This window comes from Actinophytocola sp. (assembly GCF_050699935.1).
Taxonomy (GTDB): Bacteria; Actinomycetota; Actinomycetes; order Mycobacteriales; family Pseudonocardiaceae; genus Actinophytocola.
Genome location: NZ_JBOHGB010000126.1, coordinates 1 through 21,790 on the forward strand (window position 1 = coordinate 1; position 21,790 = coordinate 21,790).

The following is a 21,790-nucleotide window of genomic DNA, read 5'->3' on the forward strand; positions in this document are numbered from 1 at the left end:
AGCGAGGCCGGTTCCGGCCTCGCTCTTCCGCGTGTATTGCCGGTACCGGCTACCTCGATGAGTAGTAGCTACCTCAATGAGTAGTACCCGGCGCGTGCGCTCCTTGATCTGACCGGACGTTGCTAGCTTTGTGGCGAGGGGAAGGAATCATTTGGGCTGGACCTCAGCCGCCGTAATCGTGTCGTCGCGGATTCGCGCGCGCCGAATGAGCGCTGAGGGTACCCGAATAAATCCGTCCAAAGTTCTGGCAATACCGAGTTCTCGGTTCGATCGAAGGGTTTCTCGTGGCAACAGAATCGGTCCAGGAGTCGGTTCCCGGATACCGAACGAGCCTGTCGCAAGCGGAGATTCTGGACTGGAAGACCCGACCGGCCAGTCAACAGCCGGAATGGGGCGACGACTGGTTAGTGGACAAGATCCGCACCGACCTCAGCGAATTACCCGCTCTGACCACCGAGTCCGAGGTGGACACCGTGCGACGCCGCACGGCTCGGGTGGCGGCCGGCGAGCTGGTGGTGATCCAGGCGGGAGACTGCGCGGAGGATCCGGAGGAATGCGAGCCCGGCGCGCTGAGCGCCAAGCTCGGGTTGCTCGAGGCATTGGCCGGGTTGCTGCGCGTGTGCTCGGGCAAGCCGGTGGTCCGGGTTGGCCGGATCGCCGGGCAGTTCGCCAAGCCGAGGTCCAAGCCGACGGAGCGGCACGGCGAGCTCGAGCTGCCCGCCTACCGTGGCCCGCTGGTCAACGATCCGGCACCGGATCCGGCCAGCCGCCGTCCCGATCCCCTGCGCATGCTGGCCGCCTACCACGCCTCCCACGCGGCGCAGGACTTCCTGCGCGAGCAGCGGATGGACCCCCGTCTGCCGCAGTCATCCGAGGTGTGGACCAGCCATGAGGCGCTGGTGCTCGACTACGAGCTTCCCTTGGTGCGGCGCGTGTCCTCGGGACAACGGGTGCTCGCCTCCACGCACTGGCCGTGGATCGGCGAACGCACCCGCGATCCCGACGGGGCACATGTCGCGCTGCTCGCCTCGGTCGTCAACCCGGTCGCGTGCAAGGTGGGGCCGACGACCACGCCCGAGGAACTGCTGGCGCTGTGCGCTCGCCTCGATCCCCAGCGCGAGGCGGGGCGACTCACCCTGATCTCCAGGATGGGGCCCGCGGCGACCGCCAGCCGGCTGCCGACGCTGGTGGCCACCGTCCGCGCGGCGGGGCATCCGGTGAGCTGGCTGTGCGATCCCATGCACGCCAACACGATCGTCGGCCCGGGTAGCCGGAAGACTCGGAAGGTGGACACCGTGCTGGCCGAGGTCTCGGCCTTCCTCACCGCGGTGCGGGCTGCGCGCGGCGTGCCAGGTGGACTGCACCTGGAGACCACGCCGACCGACGTGACCGAATGCGTGCGCGACGAAGGCCAGCTCGAGGAGCTCGCTTCCGCCCGCTACACCACGTTGTGCGATCCACGACTCAACCCACAACAGGCTCTCGCCGTGGTCGGGGCTTGGCGCTGAACCGACTGCCGCGCGGTCGGCCGGCGGGAATTGTGCCGGAACCACGCGCAGCCGTTACTCACGGCGCGTAGCCTGCAGTCGATCCGGTCCGCGCATCGTGGACGAGTGGGGGAGGCAGGCGACCCGGCGAGGAGGGGGAAGTGACGTCGACCGGAGAACCGCTGGTCGGCCGGGAGCGGGTGGTTGCCCAGGTGCGTTCGGCAGTGGCCGATGTGGCCGCGGGTACCGGCGGCTGTGTGTTGATCGAGGGGCCGACGGGGATCGGCAAGACCCGGCTGCTCGAGTTCGGGTTGGCGCAGGCACGGGAAAACGCTGTCGCGGTGGCGTCGGCCCGGGCTACCGAGTACGACCGGATCGCACCGCTGCACGTGTTGCTCTCGGCGCTGCGTGGCGGTGCGCGGCCGGTGCTGGACGACGTCACGTTCAATGCCATCGCCGAGCGGGAGGTCAACCGGTTCTGGCAGCTGGACCGGCTTGCCGAGCGGATCGAGGAAGCCGCGATGGACACCCCGTTGGTGGTGGCCATCGACGATGTCCAGTGGGCGGATGAGCTGACCGCGCTGGCGTTGCGGACCCTGGTGCCCGAGTTGGGCAGTGCGCCGGTGTTGTGGTTGATCGCGCACCGTGTTCCGCAGCCGCGCTCGCCGGTGACCGACGCGGTGGCCTGGCTGGTCGCCGAGGGCGCGACCCGGTTGTCGTTGGGCCAGCTTTCGGCTGGCGAGGTCGCCAAGTTCTGTGCCTACACGCTCGGTGCGGTTCCCGATGACACGGTGCTGGCTCTGGCGCACGGCAGCGGCGGCAACCCGTTCCTGCTCAACCACCTGCTTCGCACGTTGCGTGACGAGGGTCAGCTGCGGGTCGACGACTACACCGCGTCGGTGGTCAACGCCGAGTTGCCGGCGAGCTTCCTGGGCGTGGTCGAGCACCGGCTGCGCGATCTCGGGCCGACCGTGCGGCGGTTGCTGGACGTCGCCTCGGTGATCGGGCGGCGGTTCACCTTGCACGAAGCGGCCGGGTTGGCGGGTGTGCCGGCGGTTCAGCTGTTGCCCGCGGTCGAGGAGGCCGTCCGGCTTGGCCTACTGGTCGACTCCGGTGACCAGTTCAGCTTCGGCCACGACATCATTCGGGAGGCCGTCTATCACTCGCTGCCGGGACCGGTTCGCTATGCGCTGCATCGCGAGGCCGCGACCGTCCTACGGCACGAGGGCCGGGGCGTCGCCGAGGTGGCCGAACACGTGGTGCGCAGTGCGCGCAAGGGCGACCTGCACGCGGTCGAGGTGCTTCGCCAGGCGGCCATGGAGATCGCCGAGCGGGCGCCGGGCACGGCCGCGGACCTGTTGCTGCGCGCGCTCGACCTGCTCGGCGACGACGAGGCGGTCCAATCCGGTGGCGATGATGCCGGCGACACCGACCAGCTGCTCGCCGACGCCGTGCGGCTGCTGGCGTCGGTGGGCCGACTCTCGCAGGCGCGGCGGCTCGGCGCGCAGGCGCTGCGGCGTGGTCTGGCGCCGGACGCCGAGGCGACGATCCTGGTCGGGATGGCCGAGGCGCTCAAGCACGCCGGCGAGGACGCGGCCGCGGTCCAGACCACGACGCGGGCGATGGAGCGTCCCGCGCTGCCGGAGTCGGCCAGGGCGGATCTGCTCGCCGTCCGCGCGCACGCGTTGCTGTACGTCGACGACGTCGCCGGAGCCGACCAGGCCGGTGCGATGGCGGCCGAGCTGGGGCGGCATGCCGGTGAGTACGCCGCGGTCGTGTTCGGCACCGTCGCACGGACCATGGCGGCGATGTGCCAGGGCCGGCTCGCCGACGCGGTCCAGTTCGGGCACGACGCGGTCGCCCTGGCGGACCGGGCCGGCGGCGCGGCCAAGCAGCGGCACCCCGTGCTGTGGCTGGGACGCGCCATGGTCGCGGCCGAGCGGTTCACCGAGGCGGACGCGCTGTTCGAGAACGGTCAGCGGGAGGCCGACAGCGCCGGCACCGCGTGGACACAGCCGCTGTGGCACTACTACCGGGCCGAGCTGAGGCTGGCCGCGGGCCGGCTGGACGACGCGGCGGCCGAGGCGGAGGCGGGCCTCGCGGTCACCGAGCGCCTGTCCGCGCAGGCGCTGACCGTGCCGTTGCTCGGCATGCTGGCCGAGCTGAGCCTGCGCCGCGATGAGCTGTCCGACGCCGCGGCGCTGCTGGAGCGGGCGCGTGGGCTGCGCGGCGGTGGTATCGGCGCCATGCGGGAGGAGCTGGACTGGGTGGCCGCGCTGGTGCGGGAGGCGGCCGGCGATCCGGCCGGGGCGTTCGAGCTGCTGGCCGACACCTATGCCGCGATGCCGGACCGGTTGCTGCTGTTGGTGACCCAGCCGTGGGCGGGCCCGCAGCTGGTCCGGATGGCGCTGGAGAACGACGCCAAGGACGCCGCGTCGGTGATCGTGTCGGCGGCGGCCGGGTTGGCCGAGAAGAACCGTGGGGTGGCCGCGCTGGTCGGCGCCTGCGCCCATGCGCATGGCTTGTACGACAACGACATCAACGCGTTGCGCACGGCCGTGGCCGCGTACCGGGACAGCCCCAGGCTGCTCGCGCTGGCCGCCGCCCTGGAGGACCTCGCCCGGGCTGACGCGACGGCGGCGAGGACCACGAGCGCCGTCACCTCGTTCACCGAGGCGGGAGAGATCTACGCCCGCTGCGGAGCACGACGCGACCAGGCCCGGGTGTCGCGGGCGCTGCGCGGGCTCGGGATACGTCGCCGCGCGCTCAGCACCACCCGCACCGTGAAGGTCGGCTGGCACAGCCTCACCGACGCCGAGCTCAAGGTGGCACGACTGGTCGCGCAGGGACTGACCAACCGGGCCACCGCGAGCCGGCTGTTCCTGTCCCCGCACACCGTCGACACCCATCTGCGGCACGCGTTCGCCAAACTCGGCGTCACCAGCCGAGTCGAGCTCACCCGCCAGGTTCTCGCCCACGACGAGACCGGTGACACGTCCTCGTAGGGCTCGAATCGCGGACGGATGGCGTGATGACGTGATGTCCCGCGACGGGGTAGCCGGGCACCCTCGAACTCATGACACCGGGACAGCGCACGGCCCGCTCGGGGCACACCGATGTGGACACACCGGTGCTGGTGGTCGGTGCCGGTCCGGTCGGCGCGACGCTGGCACTGGAGTTGGCCCACCACGGGATAACGAGCGTCGTCGTGGACCGCGCGCGGCATGCGTCGCGACACCCGAAGATGGACTTCCTCAACGCGCGCAGCATGGAGCTGCTGCGCCGGCTCGGGCTGACCGACGCGATCCGCGACCGGGGCGTGCCCGCCGATCACGAGTTCACCTTCATGTGGATGCGGGACTTCACCGCGCCGCCGGTGTCCCGCTGGAGCTACCCGTCGGTGACCGAGGCGCGCGCGACCATGGCCGCGACCAACGACGGTACCCAGCCACTCGAGCCGTACCAACGGATCATCGGCTCATCGCTGGAGCAGCTGGGCCGGGAGCGGTGCGCCGAGCATGACCTGGTCGACCTGCGCGCCGGGCACGTCTTCGAGTCCTTGCACCAGGAGGACGACGCGGTGCGCGCGGAGGTGGTCGACTCCGCGACCGGCACCCGGTACTCGATCACCGCCCGATACCTCGTGGCCTGCGACGGTGCCAACAGCGCGGTGCGGGACGCCGCCGGAATCGGGGTGGACGAGTTCGGTCCGACCCGCCAGCACTGCATCACCTACTTCCGCAGCACCGACCCGGCACTGACCCGATACGGCAGGTTCTTCCTGGCCAACACCGTCGCCGGGCTGACCCTGGTGTCCAGGGACGGAACGTCGACCTGGACGGCCACCTTCCCCATTCCCGAAGACGAGGACTTCACCGGCGACCCCATGCCGGTGATCCGCCAGCGCCTCGGCGTGGACATCGCGGTCGACGAGGTCATGAGCGTCGCGCAGTGGCGGGGCAGGTTCGGGGTCGCCCGCTCCTACCGGGCCGGCCGGGTGTTCCTCGCCGGCGACGCCGCACACCAGTTCTTCCCGACCGGCGGACATGGCGCGAACACGGGACTCGGCGACGCGGTCGACCTGGGCTGGAAGCTCGCCGCGGTCGTGTCCGGCTGGGGTGGGGAGCGGTTGCTGGCCAGCTACGAGGCGGAACGCCAGCCGGTGGCGCGATTCAACCGGGAGATGTCGTTCAACCTGCTCGACGTGTGGCGGCGATTCCCCACGCTGGCCGCGGACGGCGCGACCGACGCCATGCTCGCCGGGTTCCTCGCGCAGGACCGCTACCAGATCAACAACATCGGCATCCACTTCGGCTACCGGTACGGCCGCTCGCCGGTGGTCTGGCCCGAGGACGGCGCCGAGCCGAGGTGGGAGTGGCAGCAGATCGTGCCGACCACCTGGCCGGGCGCCCGGCTGCCGAGCGTGCGACTGGCCAACGGTCGTGAGCTGCATGACCTGCTCGGCCCCGAGCTGTCGCTGCTCGATCTCTCCGGAGCGCACGCCGGCAAGCCGATAGCCGAGGAAGCCGCGCGAATCGGTTTACCACTGTCCTACCTGGTGTGCGATGACGAGCACGTGCGAGAGGTCTGCGAACGTGACCTGATCCTGGTTCGACCGGATCAGCACGTCGCATGGCGGGGAAATAACGCGCCGGAGAGTTGTCACGAACTTCTCGGCCTGATCGTCGGCTGAAAGGCCGATCTGGTAACCAAGGAAACAGGAGAAAATAACCATGCCAGCGGACTACGCGCTCGACAAGGCAGCGCAGGATCTGTTGTTCCGGTCGGCTCGGACGGCGAACACGTTCACCGACGAGCCGGTGAACGACGCGCAGGTCGAGGACATCTATGACCTGATGAAGTGGGCCCCCACCTCGTTCAACCAGCAGCCGCTGCGGGTGGTGCTGGTCCGATCCGGCCAGGCGCGGGACAATCTGGTGTCGCTGATGTGGGACAACAACCAGGAGAAGACCCGCAACGCGCCGCTGGTGGCCGTGCTCGCCGCCGACACCCAGTTCACCGAGCACATGCCGACGCAGTTCCCGGTGTTCCCGCAGGCCGCGGACGTGTTCTTCGGTGAAAAGCAGGTGCGCGAGGAGTCCGCCTCGTTCAACGCCGCTCTCCAGGTCGGCTACTTCATCCTGGGTGTGCGCGCGATCGGGCTCGCTGCCGGGCCGATGTCCGGCTTCGACGTCGACGGGGTGAACCGGGAGTTCTTCTCGGACGGCCGCCACCGCGCGCTGGCCGTGGTCAACATCGGCAAGCCCGGCCAGGACGCCTGGTACGACCGCCTGCCGCGGCTGGGTTACGACCAGGTCGTCAGCACCGTCTAAACGCGACCGGCCACTCGGCGGAGAAGTTCAAATTTAAAATATCGAACTTCGTTCGGATTCAACCGCGGCATCTGACGCTCGTCGTCAGATGCCGCGGTTGTTTCGTCTGATGACGTGCCGCCGGTTCCCTTGAGGTGACCACTCATTTGAGTAGTTGCCCCATGCGGTCGGGTTTGGAATCGTGGACGCGCGCCTGGTTGAACTGGGGACATCCATTAGCACATCCGGCGCTCGCTTGTTTGCGAAACGGGGGCAATGTGGTTGAGAACATTTCTGCCAGGCTGGCTCGGTTGGTGTCCGCCGATGCGCCGTTCGCGGTGCTGTACCGGCAGGAGGCCGACGATGGTGTCGTCGAGCTGCTGACCGGGTCGATGTCCACGCATGCGCGGGTGGCCGACCTGCCGGAACCGGACGGTCCGCCGCCGGCCGGTGGCGGTCACGACGTGCTCGCGCTGTTGCCGTACCGGCAACTCGCCGAGCGCGGCTACGACTGCATCGACGACGGCACCCAGTTGCTCGCGTTGCGCGTGAGCGAGCAGGTGCGGGTGCCGGTCGCGGACTTCCTCGCCGCGGTGCCCGATGTGCCGGTCACGCTGGCCGACGGTGCGTTCGACATCGACGACCAGGCGTACGCGGACATGGTGGGCACGGTCATCGATGCGGAGATCGGCGCCGGCACCGGTGCGAACTTCGTGCTCAAGCGGTCCTTCCTGGCGAGCGTGCCGGGATTCGGCCCGGCCGCCGCACTCGCGGTCCTGCGCCGGCTGGTCCGCGAGGAGCGTGGCACCTACTGGACGTTCCTGGTCTACACCGGCGAGCGGATCCTGCTCGGCGCCTCGCCGGAGAAGCACGTCAGCCTCGAGCGGGGCACGGTGACGATGAACCCGATCAGCGGGACGTTCCGCCGCCCGCCGGCCACCGCGTCGCTGACCGACGTGCTCGACTTCCTCGGCGACACCAAGGAGACCGAAGAGCTCTCCATGGTGCTCGACGAGGAACTGAAGATGATGGGCCAGCTGTGCTGGGACGGTGGCCGAGTGCATGGTCCACGCTGGAAGTCGATGGCCAGGCTCGCGCACACCGAGTACTGGATCACCGGATCGTCTACTTTGGATCCACGGGACATCCTGTCGGCCACGATGTACGCGCCGACCGTGACCGGCTCCCCCGTGGAGAGCGCATGCCGGGTGATCGCACACCGGGAGCAGACCGGGCGTGGCTACTACGCGGGCGTGGTCGCCCTGCTCGGCCGCGACCCCGACGGGCAGCGACGGGTCGACTCGGCGATCGCCATCCGCACCGCGGACATCGACGCCTCCGGGCGGTTGCGGCTGGATGTCGGCGCGACCGTGGTCCGACACTCCCAACCAGCCGCGGAGGCGGCCGAGACGGCGGCCAAGGCGGCCACGATGCTCGCCGCGCTCACCGGCGAGGGTCGCCGCCACGACGCCGATGCCGCGGGCGCGCCGGCAGGTGGAGACCGCGGATCGGAGCCGCGGTGGGCGGACCACCCTCGTGTCCGTGCGGCGTTGCGTGGCCGCAGCGCCGGGCTCGGTGAGTTCTGGCTCGACCGGCACGCGACCGACCACGATGAGCCGACCGCCACCGGCCGGCGGGTACTGGTCGTCGACTGTGAGGACACGTTCACCGCGATGCTGCGCCACCAGCTGCTCGCGCTCGGCCTCGCCGTCGACGTCGTCCGGTTCGACGAGCAGGTGTGGACCCACGGCTACGACCTGGTCGTGGCCGGTCCCGGTCCGGGCGATCCACGCGACGTGCGACACCCCAAGATCGCGGTGATGCGCCGGCTGGTCGACCGGGTGCTCGCCGCCGGCCAGCCGCTGATGGCCGTCTGCCTGGGCCACCAGGTCCTCGCCGGCGTCCTTGGTGTGGACGTGGTGCGCCGGACGGTTCCCAACCAGGGTCTGGTTCGGGAGATCGAGCTGTTCGGTCGGGTCGAGCAGGTCGGCTTCTACAACACGTTCGCCGCGCGCGCCGATGCCGACCTGGTGTCCACGCCGCACGGCCTGCTCGACGTGTGCCGGGATGCCGAGACCGGTGAGATCCATGCCATGCGTGGACCGAGGCTGTATTCGATGCAATTTCATCCGGAGTCGGTGCTGACCCGGAACGGCGTAGGTATTCTGCGCGATATCGTCACCGAATTGCTTCCGACAAAGGCGCTGACAGCATGACCGGGCCGGTCGTCGGTTCCGAGCCGGGCACGGTGACGGTCTGGTCGGATATCGGGTGCCCGTGGGCGACGCTGGCGCTGCACACGCTGCGCGCGGCGGCGACGGAGCGCGACGTCGACGTGCGTATCGATCACCGGGCGTTCCCGCTGGAACTGTTCAACGACGCACCGACCCCGAAGTACATCCTGGACGTCGAGATCGTGGCGATCGCCGGGCTGCGCCCCGAGGTCGGCCTGCGGCCGTGGTCGGCATCCGAGTCCACCTACCCGGTGACCATGCTGCCGGCGCTGGAGGCGGTGCAGGCGGCCAAGGACCCGGCGATCGGCGGCCTGGCCGGCAGTGACGAGCTGGATGCCGCACTGCGTAAGGCTTTCTACACGGACAGTCGGTGTATCAGCATCCCTTCGGTGATCCTCGAGGTGGCCAAGGAGTGCTCGCGGATCGAGATCGACGCGTTGTCCGCCGCGCTGGCCGACGGCACCGGTCGGCGCGAGGTGTACCGGCAGTGGGAGACGGCGAAGGGCCCGCGGATCCAGGGCAGTCCACACTTGTTCACAGTGGACGGATACGCAGCGCACAACCCCGGGGTCGACTACCACTGGACCCAGCCCCCGCCGCGGGGCGGCGTGCCGCGGTTCGACGCCTACGACCGTGACTGGGCGGGCGGGCTCCTGGATCGAATCGCGGTCTGAATACTCAGGTATTCACGTGATATGACGGTGCCAACCGGCACGAATGCCACTACTTGAGTAGGTAGTGGGCCAGTAAGCAGTGGGTGTGGCCGAAGAATCTCGTTAGGCTCGGCCGCAGAAATTCTCCGAAAAGAATCGGATCTGGTCGTGGACATTCTGGTGCGCAAGTACGGAGGCACGTCGCTCGCGGACGAGGCGCGGTTGCGTGCCGCGGCCACGTCGGTCGCCGAGGCCGCACGGGATCGGCGCACGGTCGTGGTCGTCTCCGCGCGCGGCGCCACCACGGACGAACTGCTCGCGCTCGCCGAGGATCTCGGTGCCGGCAGGGGCGATTCGGCGACGGCTCGGGAGGTGGACCAGCTGCTGGCCACCGGGGAGCAGGCATCCGCCGCGTTGTTCGCGATCACCCTTCGGGGAATGGGCGTGCCCGCGGTGTCGCTGACCGGAGCCCAGGCCGGTGTCCGGGTGACCGGTCCCGCCGGTGCCGGACGGATCGCGGCCATCGACCCGGCCCCGATGCTGGCGCGACTGGACGAGGGAAACGTCGTCGTCGCCGCCGGGTTCCAGGGGGTCGACGACGCGGGTGACGTGATCACGCTCGGCCGGGGTGGCTCGGACACCACGGCCGTCGCGCTCGCCGTCGCGCTCGGTGCGCCGCAATGCGAGATCTACACCGATGTGGACGGCGTGTTCACCGCGGACCCGCGGGTGGTACCGACCGCGGCGGCGCTACCGGAGGTCGGCATGGACCCGATGGTGGAGCTCGCCTTCGCCGGCGCCAAGGTGTTGCACTCCCGGTCGGTGGAGCTGGCCAGTGTGCACGACGTCGAGCTCGCGGTGCGCTCCGCGCTGCGGAGTACTCCGGGCACGGTCGTGACGCCGGCCGGTGACGAGCCGCCGCTGGAGTCGCACGCGGTGCTCGCCATCGCCCACGACGTGGACGTCACCAGGGTGCTGATCCGTGCCGACGGACCGGCGGCCGACTCGACCGATCTGGCGGTGGCGGTGCTGTCGGTGTTCGCCCGCCATCACGCCGCGGTCGACCTGGTGGCCCGCTCCGGTACCTACGAGACCGAGTTCCGGATGGGTTTCACCGCCCGGCGCAACGAGCTGCCCCCGTTGCTTCCCGAGTTGCGGGCACTGGTGGCGAACGCCGGCGGCAGCGTGGTGCTCGACGAGCATGTGGCGAAGGTGTCGTTGCTGGGCACCGGTCTGCTCAACCGGCCGCAGTTCACCGCGGCGATGCTGGCCGCACTGGCCGGCGCCGGCATCGCGACCAGCTGGATCTCGACCTCGCAGCTGCGGGTCTCGGTCGTGATAGCTGCGGACCGCGCTACCGATGCGGTCGCGTTGCTACACAAGGAATTCGGTCTTGACCAAGTCGTCCAAACAGGACAGTTATAAGGGGCTAGGGAGGGGATTTCCGTTGACGGTCAACGTTTCGTTCGCGAGGCGCGTCCGGCTCGACCGGTTGTACCGGCATGACGGTGCGCGTCTGCTGGTGGTGCCGCTCGATCATTCGGTTTCCGATGGTCCGGTTACCGGCGGGCGGCGAGTGAACCAACTCGTCGGGCGCTTGGCGGACAACGGCGCCGACGCGGTCGTACTGCACAAGGGGGCGCTGCGCTACGTTGACCCGCGGCACTTCGCGAACACCTCGCTGATCGTGCACCTGAGCGCGAGCACCGCGCACGCGCCCGATCCGGATGCGAAGTACCTGGTGGCCAGCGTCGAGGAGGCGCTGCGTGTCGGGGCGGACGCGGTGAGCGTGCACGTCAATCTCGGCTCGGCCCAGGAGGCCGGTCAGGTCGCTGACCTCGGCGCGGTGGCCGACGCGTGCGACCGGTGGAACGTCCCGCTGCTGGCGATGATGTACCCGCGCGGGCCCAAGATCACCGATCCACGGGACGCCGGCCTGATCGCGCACGCCGCTACCCTCGCCGCCGACCTCGGCGCGGACATCGTCAAGACCCCGTGCGCGTACACCATCGCGGAGATGGCCGACGTCACGCGGGACTGTCCGGTGCCACTGATCGTCGCCGGCGGGCCGCGCCAGGCGAGCATCGACGCCGTTCTGTCGTATGTGGACGATGCGTTGCGTGGCGGCGTGACCGGCGTGGCCATGGGTCGCAACGTCTTCGCCGCCGACGATCCCGGCGCGATCACGCGGCGGATCGCCGAACGCATCCACCGGCCGGCGAGCGATCCGGTGCTCGGCCAGATCGGCCAGCTCGAGGTGGCAGCGGTGTAAGCGTCCATATCGGACCAAACGAATCCTGGAAAAGACGAACAAGTAAAGGTGACTGACGTGAAACTGTGCTGGCTGGACCTGCGCGCCACTACCTCGGCTCGCGCGGCGATCATCGAAGAATCGGTACACCAGCGCGTCGACGGCATCGTCGGCGCGGACCCGGAGATGTTCGCCGGCCTGCCGCCGACGGTCAAGAAGATCCTGATCCCGGCCGGCGACACCCTGCCGGACTCGTTCGGTGACGCCGACGTCGTCATCGTCGACCCGGACAAGCACGGGCACACCGCCGAGCTGGCGCACCACCACCCGGAGGTCGAGTTCGGCCGGTTCGTGGAGATCGTGGACGCGGAGACGCTCGAGGTCGCCTGCCACGCGGCACGCACCGAGCGCTGGAGCGTGCTGCTGTTCCGCGACCCGACCAAGATTCCCCTGGAGATCGTGCTCGCCGCGGCTGCTCGTGCGGAGGGCAACATCGTCACGGTCGCCACCGACCCCGAGGAGGCCGAGATCATCTTCGGGGTGCTCGAACACGGTTCGGACGGCGTCATGATGGCCCCCGGCACGGTCGGCGACGCGACCCGGCTCAAGGCCGCCGCGGACGACAAGCCCGCCTCGCTGAACCTGGTGGAGCTGCGGGTCATCGGCATCAGCCACGTCGGCATGGGCGAGCGGGCCTGCGTCGACACCTGCACCTACTTCCGCCAGGACGAGGGCATCCTGGTCGGCTCGCACTCCAAGGGCATGATCCTCTGCGTCAGCGAGACCCACCCGCTGCCGTACATGCCGACCCGCCCGTTCCGGGTCAACGCCGGCGCGATCATGTCGTACACGATGAACAAGGGCGGTCGCACCAGCTACCTGAGCGAGCTCACCGCCGGCAGCAAGGTGCTGGCCGTCGACGTCAAGGGCCAGACCAGGCTGGTCACCGTCGGGCGGGTGAAGATCGAGTCGCGGCCGCTGCTGTCGGTGGACGCGGTCGCGCCGGACGGCACCGAGGTGAACCTGATCCTGCAGGACGACTGGCACGTCCGGGTGCTCGGCCCGAACGGCGTGGTGCTCAACAGCACCGAGCTGAAGCAGGACGACGTGGTGCTCGGGTACCTGCCGACCGAGGACCGGCACGTCGGCTACCCGATCGACGAGTTCTGCCGCGAGCAGTGATGTCCATGCCCGCCCACGAGCTCCCGCCCGGTCCGGTCTTCGACTTCCACGTTCGGCTGGCGCCACGTCCTGGTGCGGTCGACCGGTTGTTGACGGTCCTGGACGAGTGTGGGCTCGATGCCGCCACGGTCTGTGCCGGCGGCACGATCGACCCGCTGGTGCTGTCCCGGCACATCATCGATGGCGGGCACATCGACACCGACGCCGACAACGACGCGGTGCTCGCGGCTTGCCAGGACTCGGGCGGCCGGCTGATCCCGTGCTACTTCGCCAACCCGCACCGGCCGGTGTCCGCCTACCGCGCGCGGGCGGCGGAGTTCGCCGCCCTGGAGATCTCCCCGGCGGTGCACGGGATCGGCCTCACCGACCTGCGGGTCGACAAGCTGGTCGAGATCGCCGCGACGGCCGGGCACTCGGTGTATGTCGTGTGCCTGCAGCGACCCGGCAGCGCGGTGGCCGACCTGGTCGCCCTGGCTCGCCGGTACCCGACGGTGACCTTCGTGCTCGGCCACTGCGGCGTCGGCAACATCGACTACCACGGCGTCGAGCTGATCGCCGACGAGGCGAACGTGATGCTCGAGACCTCCGGCGGTTACAGCTCGGTGGTCGCCGCCGCGCTGGCCAGGTTGGGGCCGTCCCGGGTGCTGTTCGGTTCGGAGTACCCGCTGCAGCACCCCAGGGTCGAGTTGGCGAAGTACGCCGCGCTCGACCTCGAGCCGGACCAGTGGCGCCAGGTGGCGTGGGACAACGCCACCCGCCTCGTGTCACCGGCCGTCCCGGCGCCCGCAGTCCTGACCCGCACTTCCTGATAGGAGCAACACATGACACAGGTGGCGACCCGGTTGCCACAGCTGGGTGACTGGGGCTCTCTCGATGAGCTCACCGAACTCCAGAACCGTCAGCTCTCGACCACTCTCGCCTGGGCGGCCGACTCGCCGTTCTACGCGGCCCGTTTCGGCGGCGAGGCCCCGGCCGATCGGGCCGACTTCGCGAAACTTCCCTTGACCAGTAAGGACGACCTGCGGGAGGCCTACCCGTACGGGCTGCTGGCCGTGCCCCGCGCCCGGCTGGCCACCTATCACGAGTCCAGTGGTACCGCCGGCCGGCCGACCGCGTCCTACTACACCGAGGAGGACTGGGTCGACCTCGCCGAGCGCTACGCCCGCAAGTGGATCGGCATCTCGGCGCAGGACACCTTCCTGGTGCGCACTCCGTACGCGTTGATGATCACCGGACACCTGGCGCACGCCGCCGCCCGGTCGAAGGGCGCGACCGTGGTGCCGGGCGACAACCGGTCGCTGGCCATGCCGTACTCCCGCGTCGTGCGAGTCCTGCACGACCTCGAGGTCTCGCTGACCTGGTCGATGCCCACCGAGACGTTGCTGTGGGCCGCCGCGGCGAAGGCGACCGGTCTGGAGCCGAGCAAGGACTTTCCCGCGTTGCGGTCGCTGTTCGTCGGCGGGGAGCCGCTGTCGGACGCACGCCGGGCACGGATCAGCGAGATCTGGGGCGTCCCGGTGATCGAGGAGTACGGCTCGACCGAGACCGGCAGTCTTGCCGGCGAGTGCTCGCTCGGACAGATGCACCTGTGGGCCGACCGAGCGATCTTCGAGGTCTACGAGCCGGAAACCGGCGAGCTGCGCCGGGACGGGTTCGGCCAGCTGGTGGTGACTCCGCTGTACCGGGAGGCGATGCCGCTGCTGCGGTACAACCTGGCCGACGACGTCGAGGTCTCCTATGAGCCGTGCCCGTGTGGCTGGGCGCTGCCGACGGTCCGGGTGTATGGCCGGGCCGCGTTCGGTTACCCGGTGGCCGGCGCGAAGGTCACGCAGAACCGCTTGGAGGACCTGGTCTTCCAGCTTCCCGTCGACCACGGGGTGATGTTCTGGCGGGCCAGGGCGGACGCCGACCTGCTGCGGGTGCAGATCGAGGTCGCCGACACCTGGCGCGACGACGCGTGCGCGGCGCTGTCCGGCGCGATCGAGGCCGAGCTCGCCGTGCCGTGTGAGGTCACCGGGGTTCCGGAGGGCACCTTGGTGCCCCGGAAGGTGCTCACCTCGGTGCATGACGTGGTCAAGCCGCGCAGCCTCTTCGGCGCGGACGAGGACTGGGACAAGGCGCTTCTCTACTACTGAGCAGGTGGCCGAGCCTCGCGCCACGGCCTGCGGAAAGTGTTGCACCGCAAGGAAAGGATGGACGCCATGTCAGGGGAGCTGACGGTTGCCGTCGTCGGCGCCGGCATTGCCGGGCTGACCCTGGCCGCCGCGCTACGGCAAGCCGGGATCGACTGCGAGGTCTACGAGCAGGCCCCGCACCTGGCCGAGGTCGGCGCCGGGATCCAGGTATCGCCGAACGGTTCTCGGCTGCTACATCGGTTGGGGCTGTCCGGCGGGCTGGCCAAGGTCGCGGTGCGGCCGGGTGCCATCCAGGTCCGGCATGGCCATGACGGCTCGGCGATCACCGCGACGACCCTCGGGCCGGCGTGCGAACAGATCTACGGCTCGCCGTACTACACCCTGCACCGGTCGGATCTGCATCAGACCCTGCTGGAGTCGTTGCCGCTCGGGATGGTTCACCTTGGTCGCCGTTGCGTCGGCGTGGTCGAGCACGGGGATCGGGTGGAGCTGGAGTTCGCCGACAGTACGCGGGTCGGTGCGGACCTCGTGATCGGCGCGGACGGGATCCGCTCGGCGATCCGCCGACACCTGACCAACGACGCACCACGGTTCTCCGGGCACTGTGTCTATCGTGGACTGGTACCGGCGGAGCGAACGGGTGATCTGTTCGCCGATCCGCGGGTGCTGATCTGGATGGGGCCGGGACAGCACTGCGTCGCCTACCCCGTCTCCGGCGGCCGCCAGGTCAGCATCGCGGCCAGTGCACCGTCCCGGGAGTGGTTGGCGGACTCGTGGTCGTTGCCCGGCCGGGCCGAGGAGTTGCTGGCCGCCTACTCCGGCTGGGCCCCAGAGGTGACCGATCTCCTGTCGACCGTGACGGAGCCGAGCCGCTGGGCGCTCTACGACCGCACGCCGGCCCTGCACCTGCGTAGCCGGCGGATCGCGTTGATCGGGGACGCCGCACATCCGGTGTTGCCGTTCGGCGCGCAGGGGGCGAGCCTGGCCATGGAGGACGCGTTCGTGCTCGCCGACCGGCTGGCCACCGCCACGTCGTCCACAGTGGAGGACGCGGTCGCCGACTACGAGGCGACCCGCCGTCCTCGGGTCAAGCAGGTGCGCGAGTTCGTCGCGGACAACGAAGAAAGCCACCATGTCGCGGATCTGGCGCGGCAGCGCGGCCGGGACGAGCGGCTGCGCGAGGACTGGGGGTTGCGCTCACGGGCCTGGTTGTTCGGCTACGACGCCGTGACGGCCAAGGCAAGTTAGTAGTGATGGGCCGTCCGTCTCGGACTACGCGGGACACGGCCTCAGGGGATCGAGGAAGACAGGGGATTTCAGGGTGGATCTGGGATTAGCAGGCAAGAACGTGGTCGTCACCGGTGCGGCACAGGGCATCGGCGCCGCGGTCAGTTGGACGCTCGCCGCGCACGGCTGCCGAGTGGTGGCTCTCGACTACAACGTGGACCAGTTGGACAAGACCGTCGCGGCGATCAACGACGCCGGACGAACCGCGATCGGCTACCAGCTCGACGTGCGTGACAGCGCGGCCGTGGAGCGCTTGATAGACCGGGTGGACACCGAGTTCGGGCCCATCGACGTGCTGGTGAACGTCGCCGGCGTGCTTCGGCTCGGTCGCGCGATCGACCTGACCGACGAGGATTGGGCCACGACGTTCGACGTCAACGTCTCCGGTGTGTTCTACATGTCGCGGGCGGTCGGCCGGCGGATGTCCGCGCGGGGGCGCGGCGCGATCATCACGGTGGGGTCCAACGCCGGCTCCGTGCCGCGGATGAAGATGGCGGCCTACGCCGCGTCGAAGGCGGCATCCGCCGCGTTCACCAAGAACCTCGGTCTCGAGCTCGCGTCGACCGGGGTCCGGTGCAACGTCGTGTCGCCCGGGTCGACGGACACGCCGATGCTGCGTGGCATGTGGACGGACGACTCGTGCGTGCGCGACACGCTCGAGGGCTCTCTGTCCGCGCACCGCGTCGGCATACCGCTGCGCAAGCTCGCCGACCCGTCCGACGTCGCCGACGCGGTCGCTTTTCTCGCCTCCGACCGGGCCGGCCACGTCACCATGCACGACCTGTGCGTGGACGGCGGAGCCGCACTCGGCGCGTGAGAACGAAAGGACCGTCATGCCCATACCGACCATCACGCCGTATCCGATGCCGACCGTGGCGGACCTGCCGGAGAACGTGGCCACCTGGCGCATCGACCCGAACCGGGCCGTACTGCTGATCCACGACATGCAACAGTACTTTGTGGACTTCTTCCCCCCGGGGGCCGCGCCGGTGACGGACCTGGTGGACCACATCGTCGCGTTGCGTGCCGCCGCGGATCGGCTCGACATCCCGGTGTGCTATACGGCCCAACCCGGCAACATGACCCAAGAGCAGCGGGGACTGCTGCGCGACTTCTGGGGTCGTGGCATGGCCGGCAGCCAGGAGCAACGCCGGGTGATCGACGAACTCGCGCCACAGCCCGCCGACGTGGTGCTGACCAAGTGGCGCTACAGCGCCTTCGCGCGTACCGACCTGACCGCGCGGCTACAGGCGTGGGGACGCGACCAGCTGATCGTGTGCGGCGTCTACGCGCATGTCGGCGTGCTGATGACCGCGGCTGACGCGTTCACCCAGGACATCGAGACCTTCCTGGTCGCCGATGCGATCGCGGACTTCAGCCTGGCCGAGCACCGGATGGCGATCGACTACGCCGCACGCCGGTGTGCGATGACGATCTGCACCGACAGCCTGCTCGCCGACCTGGCGGCGGCGGGGGCCGACGCCGAGCCGGCGACGGTCGGCGCCGGCTCGGGCGATCGTTAGCCTCTACCACGCTGACGGGTCGAGCTCGTCCGCCGACGCCCGGCGTTCCCGGACGATGGCGGCGAGCTCGACCCGCGAGCAGACCTGAAGTTTCCGGAAGATCCCGCGCAGGTGGTAGTTCACGGTGTGCGGGGACAGGAACACCCGGCTGGCGATCTGCCGGTTGGTCATGCCCTGGCTGACCAGCGCCGCGATGGTTCGCTCCGTGTCGCTGAGCCGGTGCCACGGAACCGGGCGCGGTTCGTCGGCGGGTACCGGAGCCACCTGGGCCGGTGTGCCGACGTTGCGTGGCACGGCCGGCCGGTGGTCAGGAGTCAGCAGGTCGGCCGGGTCCGCGGTCGCGGCGATTCCGGTCTCCACCACCAACCGGGTCATGGCGGCGCGAACCGCGGGCGGCATGGCCACGAGGACGACCCGCTGGGTGAGCGCGTTGTGGAACCAGATGACGCCGCGGAGGTAGCCGAGCACACCGGCGGCGTTCGCCTCGTCGGCCACCGCCAACGTCGCGGTGACGTCGCAGTCGATGATCGCGCCCAGAGCCGCGGGCGACACCGGTGCGCCCGCGACCGCCACCGCATTGACCAGGCGCCGGCACGGCGCCGACAGCTCGGCCAGCCGATCGGCGATGGCCGTGGTCACCAGCTCGGGTACGGCGTCGCCACGGACCAGGGCCGTGCGGTGCTGCAACGTGATTCGCCGCTCGGCGCGCAATCCCATGATCAAGGTGTTGAGCAACCAGGGGTTGCCACCGGCGGTGGCGACCAGGCACCGCAGGTCGTCACCGAGAGCCGTGCCGACCAGATCGGTGACCATGGCCTCGGCCGCGTCGACGTCCAGCGGGTCGAGGAGCACCTTGGTGGTCCTCGCGAAAGTGGCGATCGGCCGGGTGCAGGCGGCCGTGGTCGCCAGCACGACCCGCCGTGCCCTGCAGCGGGCCACGGCGAGGATGGCGTCGAGTTGCCCGGCTCGTATGGTGTCCGCGTCGTCCACCGCGACGAGCAACGGCGCCGTGGAGCGGACCGACGACTGACCGGCCGGATCCACACCACCGCTACTGCCCGCAACGATGTCGAAGCCGAACGTGTGCGCCATGCGGATGGTTTCACCCAGCAGCCGGGTTCGTCCCGAACCCCGCGGGCCGACCAGCTGGAGAAGGTTCTGTCCGCCTTCCAACGCGTGCTCGAGCACACCGACGATCTCGCGGTACTGGGTCGTCCGGCCGACCAGTCGCGAGGGTAAAGGCCGGACCGGGTCTGGTTCTTCGCTTACAGGATGTTGCCGGGTGGCAACAGATTGTGGCACGTCGAAACCCCCTGAAGAAATGCTTCGAACCCCTCTTCCTGAATCCCCGCGAAGATCATTGCAGTGCCCGTTGGGGGTGTCAACGGATTCGGCCGAATGCGGCGGCTTTGCGCGATCCGGTCATGGTGTTACCGCGAGATACGGGATATCGACACTGGTCAGCGGCACGTGGACCAGATCATCAACGGTTCCCCGCTAGTGCGTTTCGTTACAACTTGGTTATTTCGTGATTCTCGCGCCCAGCGGACCGGATTCATGGCAGGATCCACGTGACCCATGCGCGGCCATCGTGACCCGCCGCAGGGGATCCCTTCCACACCACAGGTTCAGCGCGTCACTCCCAGGCGCTGGGCACCAGTGGCCAGCAACCTCACCGCGCCCAAACATGACCGAATTACCAGATATCCGGCCGCGGTACGTATCACCGCGTGTTCAACCCATAACTGATCGTAGGGATCAAAACATGAAATTCTGTTCACCGCAGATAGTGGACAGTGCAATGATCCGAGGAAGAAACCGAGAAATACACCAATTGTGTTTGAACAGTTCAGAAACCGGCCGCATTACAAATAGTCGCCAATGTTCACCGTGAATCGAGAAGAACCAGCTGCCGGGCACCAAGGTCGGCCGGTTGATCGCCGCGGAACTCGACACGCGGATCACCGCGGCCGAGGACCTCACCAGCGTCGAACTCCGCCGGGCGCTGATCGATCTCGGTGTCGGGTTGTGGCACTGCGACCCGGCCGCGAAGGCCCACGCCGCCACCCCGAACACCGCGGCAAGCACGGCGGTCGGCAGGAGCGAGGAGCGTGGGGACGACCGACCCGGCGAGGTCGCGCCGGCAACCGAGCAGGGTCGCCAGAGGCCGTGGACCTGCCGCTAATCCATAAGAACCAGAACGTGCTGGTAGACGGAGATCGCTGTCCGTGATCGCAAAGGGTTTGCGCCGGGGACGGTGATCGGATAGATCTTGCGGCCGGCCCGTCGTCGACAGGACCGAGGGGCACGACACCGAAGGGAGGGATAAGCCCATGATCCCCATGATCACTGCGCTGGTGTCCTCCCGGGGCGCGGACCGCGTCTGACCCCGGAGCGGACAGGCGCCTTCACCGGAGCGTGCCTTGACCGTGGAACAGAACGACCTGACCATGCGCCCGATCGCCGGGCGCGAAGAACTCGACCTCTTCTCCCGACTGCCCTACGTCCTCAACGAGGAGTTGGAGGACGACCTCGCCGCCGGCCGTCGCCGGCCGGACTGGATGTGGGTCGCCGTGCGCGGCGACCACCTGCTGGCCAGGGTCGCCTGGTGGGGTCGGACCGGAGACGACACACCATTCCTCTTGGACCTTCTCGATATCGACGACAGCAGCGCGGATCGCGACCGCGCGGACATCGGCGTGCGGCTGCTGCGGACCGCCGCGGCCGAGGTGGTCCCCGCAGGCACCCGTCCACCCGAGTACATCCGTGTCGTCCCGCCCGACTGGCGCGAGGACAGGGTGACCAGGCGCGTCGTCGAGGACCGCATGGCCGCCCTGGAACGGACCGGAGCCCACCTGTTCGTCGAACGGCTGCGTTTCCAGTGGCGTCCCGCGACACCAATCCCCGAGCCGAGGGGCCGCCTGGTGTTCCGGCCGGTCCGCGACACCGAGGAAATCCTCACGCTGATGACTCTGGTCCTGGACGGGACGCTTGACGCGCACAGCAGAGCCGACCTGACCCGGATGTCCGCCCGCGACGCGGCGGTCAAACACCATGAGGAGGAACTCGCGCACTACCGGAGCCCGCGAGACTGGTGGCGGATCGCGACACTGCCGGACGGCGAGCCGGTGGGGTTCGTCACCCCGGCCCGCAACGACTACAACCCCATCATCGGCTACCTCGCCGTACTACCCGAACACCGGGGCAACGGCTACATCGACGAAATCCTCGCCGAAGGCACCCGCATCCTCGCCGCGCAGGAAGTCCCGCGCATCCGGGCGGCCACGGATCTCGGCAACACCCCCATGGCGAACGCCTTCCAACGCGTCGGATACGTCAACTTCGAACGCACGATCAACATGACCTGGCCTGATCCAGACATCGGGCCAGGGAGCGGGTGACAGACCCAGCACTGGTCAAAGACCAACGTGACCACGCTGGGTCGGGACTCACGGGAACATGGGGGTCGGCCCCCAAACATGATGACGGCCGACCCGGCGAGATTGCGCCAGCAACCGAGCAGAGTCGGCCAGAGGTCGTGGACCTGACGTTAATCCATAAGAGCCTGTCCTTGATCCCGGTGTTGGGCATAGGTCGGGCCACTTTGTACCCTGTCGCCGATCTGCCCATGTCAGTGGGCCGAGTCCGCCGCTATCCCTCCGACACCACCGACGCCGAGTGGGTGTTGATCGAGCCGCTGCTGCCGGTGCCGGCCTGCCGGACTCC

18 protein-coding genes are annotated in these 21,790 nt (G+C 69.3%); 17 read left to right on the plus strand and 1 reads right to left on the minus strand.

Features of this window, described 5'->3' with window-relative positions; genetic code table 11:
• Positions 1-284 precede the first annotated feature (284 nt).
• From ACRDTB_RS29250 to ACRDTB_RS29315, 14 genes are all read left to right on the plus strand, one after another.
• Complete coding sequence (locus ACRDTB_RS29250; RefSeq protein ID WP_431435395.1) at positions 285-1,508, plus strand: 3-deoxy-7-phosphoheptulonate synthase; 1,224 nt, start codon at positions 285-287, stop codon at positions 1,506-1,508.
• A gap of 140 nt (positions 1,509-1,648) precedes the next feature.
• Positions 1,649-4,492: an ATP-binding protein gene (locus tag ACRDTB_RS29255; RefSeq protein ID WP_431435396.1), complete on the plus strand. Its 2,844-nt coding sequence runs from the start codon at positions 1,649-1,651 to the stop codon at positions 4,490-4,492.
• A gap of 71 nt (positions 4,493-4,563) precedes the next feature.
• Positions 4,564-6,180, plus strand: coding sequence for an FAD-dependent monooxygenase (locus tag ACRDTB_RS29260; protein ID WP_431435397.1), 1,617 nt, complete (start codon positions 4,564-4,566; stop codon positions 6,178-6,180).
• Positions 6,181-6,220: 40 nt separating this feature from the next.
• Entirely contained in the window at positions 6,221-6,820 is a 600-nt protein-coding gene (locus ACRDTB_RS29265; protein WP_431435398.1) for a malonic semialdehyde reductase, read from the plus strand.
• A 293-nt stretch (positions 6,821-7,113) separates the two neighbouring features.
• Positions 7,114-9,015 (plus strand): anthranilate synthase family protein, encoded by a 1,902-nt coding sequence (locus tag ACRDTB_RS29270; protein WP_431435409.1) that lies wholly within the window; start codon positions 7,114-7,116, stop codon positions 9,013-9,015.
• Entirely contained in the window at positions 9,012-9,707 is a 696-nt protein-coding gene (locus ACRDTB_RS29275) for a DsbA family oxidoreductase (protein WP_431435399.1), read from the plus strand. Before ACRDTB_RS29270 ends, ACRDTB_RS29275 begins: the two co-directional genes overlap by 4 nt.
• 147 nt (positions 9,708-9,854) lie before the next feature.
• Positions 9,855-11,111 (plus strand): aspartate kinase, encoded by a 1,257-nt coding sequence (locus ACRDTB_RS29280; RefSeq protein ID WP_431435400.1) that lies wholly within the window; start codon positions 9,855-9,857, stop codon positions 11,109-11,111.
• Positions 11,080-11,958: a 2-amino-3,7-dideoxy-D-threo-hept-6-ulosonate synthase gene (locus tag ACRDTB_RS29285; RefSeq protein ID WP_431435401.1), complete on the plus strand. Its 879-nt coding sequence runs from the start codon at positions 11,080-11,082 to the stop codon at positions 11,956-11,958. The genes ACRDTB_RS29280 and ACRDTB_RS29285 overlap by 32 nt, the downstream gene beginning before the upstream one ends.
• Positions 11,959-12,015: 57 nt before the next feature.
• Positions 12,016-13,119 carry a 3-dehydroquinate synthase II family protein gene (locus ACRDTB_RS29290; RefSeq protein ID WP_431435410.1) on the plus strand — a complete coding sequence of 368 codons (1,104 nt, stop codon included), beginning with the start codon at positions 12,016-12,018 and terminating at the stop codon, positions 13,117-13,119.
• A 5-nt stretch (positions 13,120-13,124) separates the two neighbouring features.
• The gene (locus tag ACRDTB_RS29295; RefSeq protein WP_431435402.1) at positions 13,125-13,928 is read left to right on the plus strand and encodes an amidohydrolase family protein; all 804 of its coding nucleotides are present in this window, start codon (positions 13,125-13,127) and stop codon (positions 13,926-13,928) included.
• A 12-nt stretch (positions 13,929-13,940) separates the two neighbouring features.
• Positions 13,941-15,254 carry a phenylacetate--CoA ligase family protein gene (locus ACRDTB_RS29300; protein WP_431435403.1) on the plus strand — a complete coding sequence of 438 codons (1,314 nt, stop codon included), beginning with the start codon at positions 13,941-13,943 and terminating at the stop codon, positions 15,252-15,254.
• A 66-nt stretch (positions 15,255-15,320) separates the two neighbouring features.
• Entirely contained in the window at positions 15,321-16,502 is a 1,182-nt protein-coding gene (locus ACRDTB_RS29305; RefSeq protein WP_431435404.1) for an FAD-dependent monooxygenase, read from the plus strand.
• 73 nt (positions 16,503-16,575) lie between these two features.
• On the plus strand, positions 16,576-17,358 hold the full coding sequence (locus ACRDTB_RS29310; protein ID WP_431435405.1) for a 2,3-dihydro-2,3-dihydroxybenzoate dehydrogenase: 783 nt from the start codon (positions 16,576-16,578) through the stop codon (positions 17,356-17,358).
• 16 nt (positions 17,359-17,374) lie between these two features.
• Positions 17,375-18,064, plus strand: a complete 690-nt coding sequence (locus tag ACRDTB_RS29315) for an isochorismatase family protein (protein WP_431435406.1) — start codon at positions 17,375-17,377, stop codon at positions 18,062-18,064.
• A gap of 3 nt (positions 18,065-18,067) precedes the next feature.
• Here ACRDTB_RS29315 and ACRDTB_RS29320 read toward each other — a convergent pair whose 3' ends face one another.
• Entirely contained in the window at positions 18,068-19,366 is a 1,299-nt protein-coding gene (locus ACRDTB_RS29320; RefSeq protein ID WP_431435407.1) for a LuxR C-terminal-related transcriptional regulator, read from the minus strand.
• A 631-nt stretch (positions 19,367-19,997) separates the two neighbouring features.
• On the opposite strand from ACRDTB_RS29320, the gene ACRDTB_RS29325 reads away from it, so the two are divergent.
• The 3 genes from ACRDTB_RS29325 to ACRDTB_RS29335 all read left to right on the plus strand — a co-directional run.
• The gene (locus ACRDTB_RS29325; protein ID WP_431435408.1) at positions 19,998-20,249 is read left to right on the plus strand and encodes a hypothetical protein; all 252 of its coding nucleotides are present in this window, start codon (positions 19,998-20,000) and stop codon (positions 20,247-20,249) included.
• A gap of 244 nt (positions 20,250-20,493) precedes the next feature.
• Positions 20,494-21,465 carry a GNAT family N-acetyltransferase gene (locus ACRDTB_RS29330; RefSeq protein ID WP_431435411.1) on the plus strand — a complete coding sequence of 324 codons (972 nt, stop codon included), beginning with the start codon at positions 20,494-20,496 and terminating at the stop codon, positions 21,463-21,465.
• Between the two features lie 227 nt (positions 21,466-21,692).
• The coding region (locus ACRDTB_RS29335) for a transposase (protein ID WP_431435412.1) at positions 21,693-21,790 on the plus strand (98 nt) is incomplete at its 3' end.

Excerpts from the sequence above, each read along its gene's own strand:
- ACRDTB_RS29265 (WP_431435398.1), top strand. The coding sequence starts at position 6,221 with ATGCCAGCGGACTACGCGCTCGACAAGGCAGCGCAGGATCTGTTGTTC.
- ACRDTB_RS29260 (WP_431435397.1), top strand. The coding sequence starts at position 4,564 with ATGACACCGGGACAGCGCACGGCCCGCTCGGGGCACACCGATGTGGAC.
- ACRDTB_RS29300 (WP_431435403.1), top strand. The coding sequence starts at position 13,941 with ATGACACAGGTGGCGACCCGGTTGCCACAGCTGGGTGACTGGGGCTCT.
- ACRDTB_RS29295 (WP_431435402.1), top strand. The coding sequence starts at position 13,125 with ATGCCCGCCCACGAGCTCCCGCCCGGTCCGGTCTTCGACTTCCACGTT.
- ACRDTB_RS29315 (WP_431435406.1), top strand. The coding sequence starts at position 17,375 with ATGCCCATACCGACCATCACGCCGTATCCGATGCCGACCGTGGCGGAC.
- ACRDTB_RS29305 (WP_431435404.1), top strand. The coding sequence starts at position 15,321 with ATGTCAGGGGAGCTGACGGTTGCCGTCGTCGGCGCCGGCATTGCCGGG.
- ACRDTB_RS29275 (WP_431435399.1), top strand. The coding sequence starts at position 9,012 with ATGACCGGGCCGGTCGTCGGTTCCGAGCCGGGCACGGTGACGGTCTGG.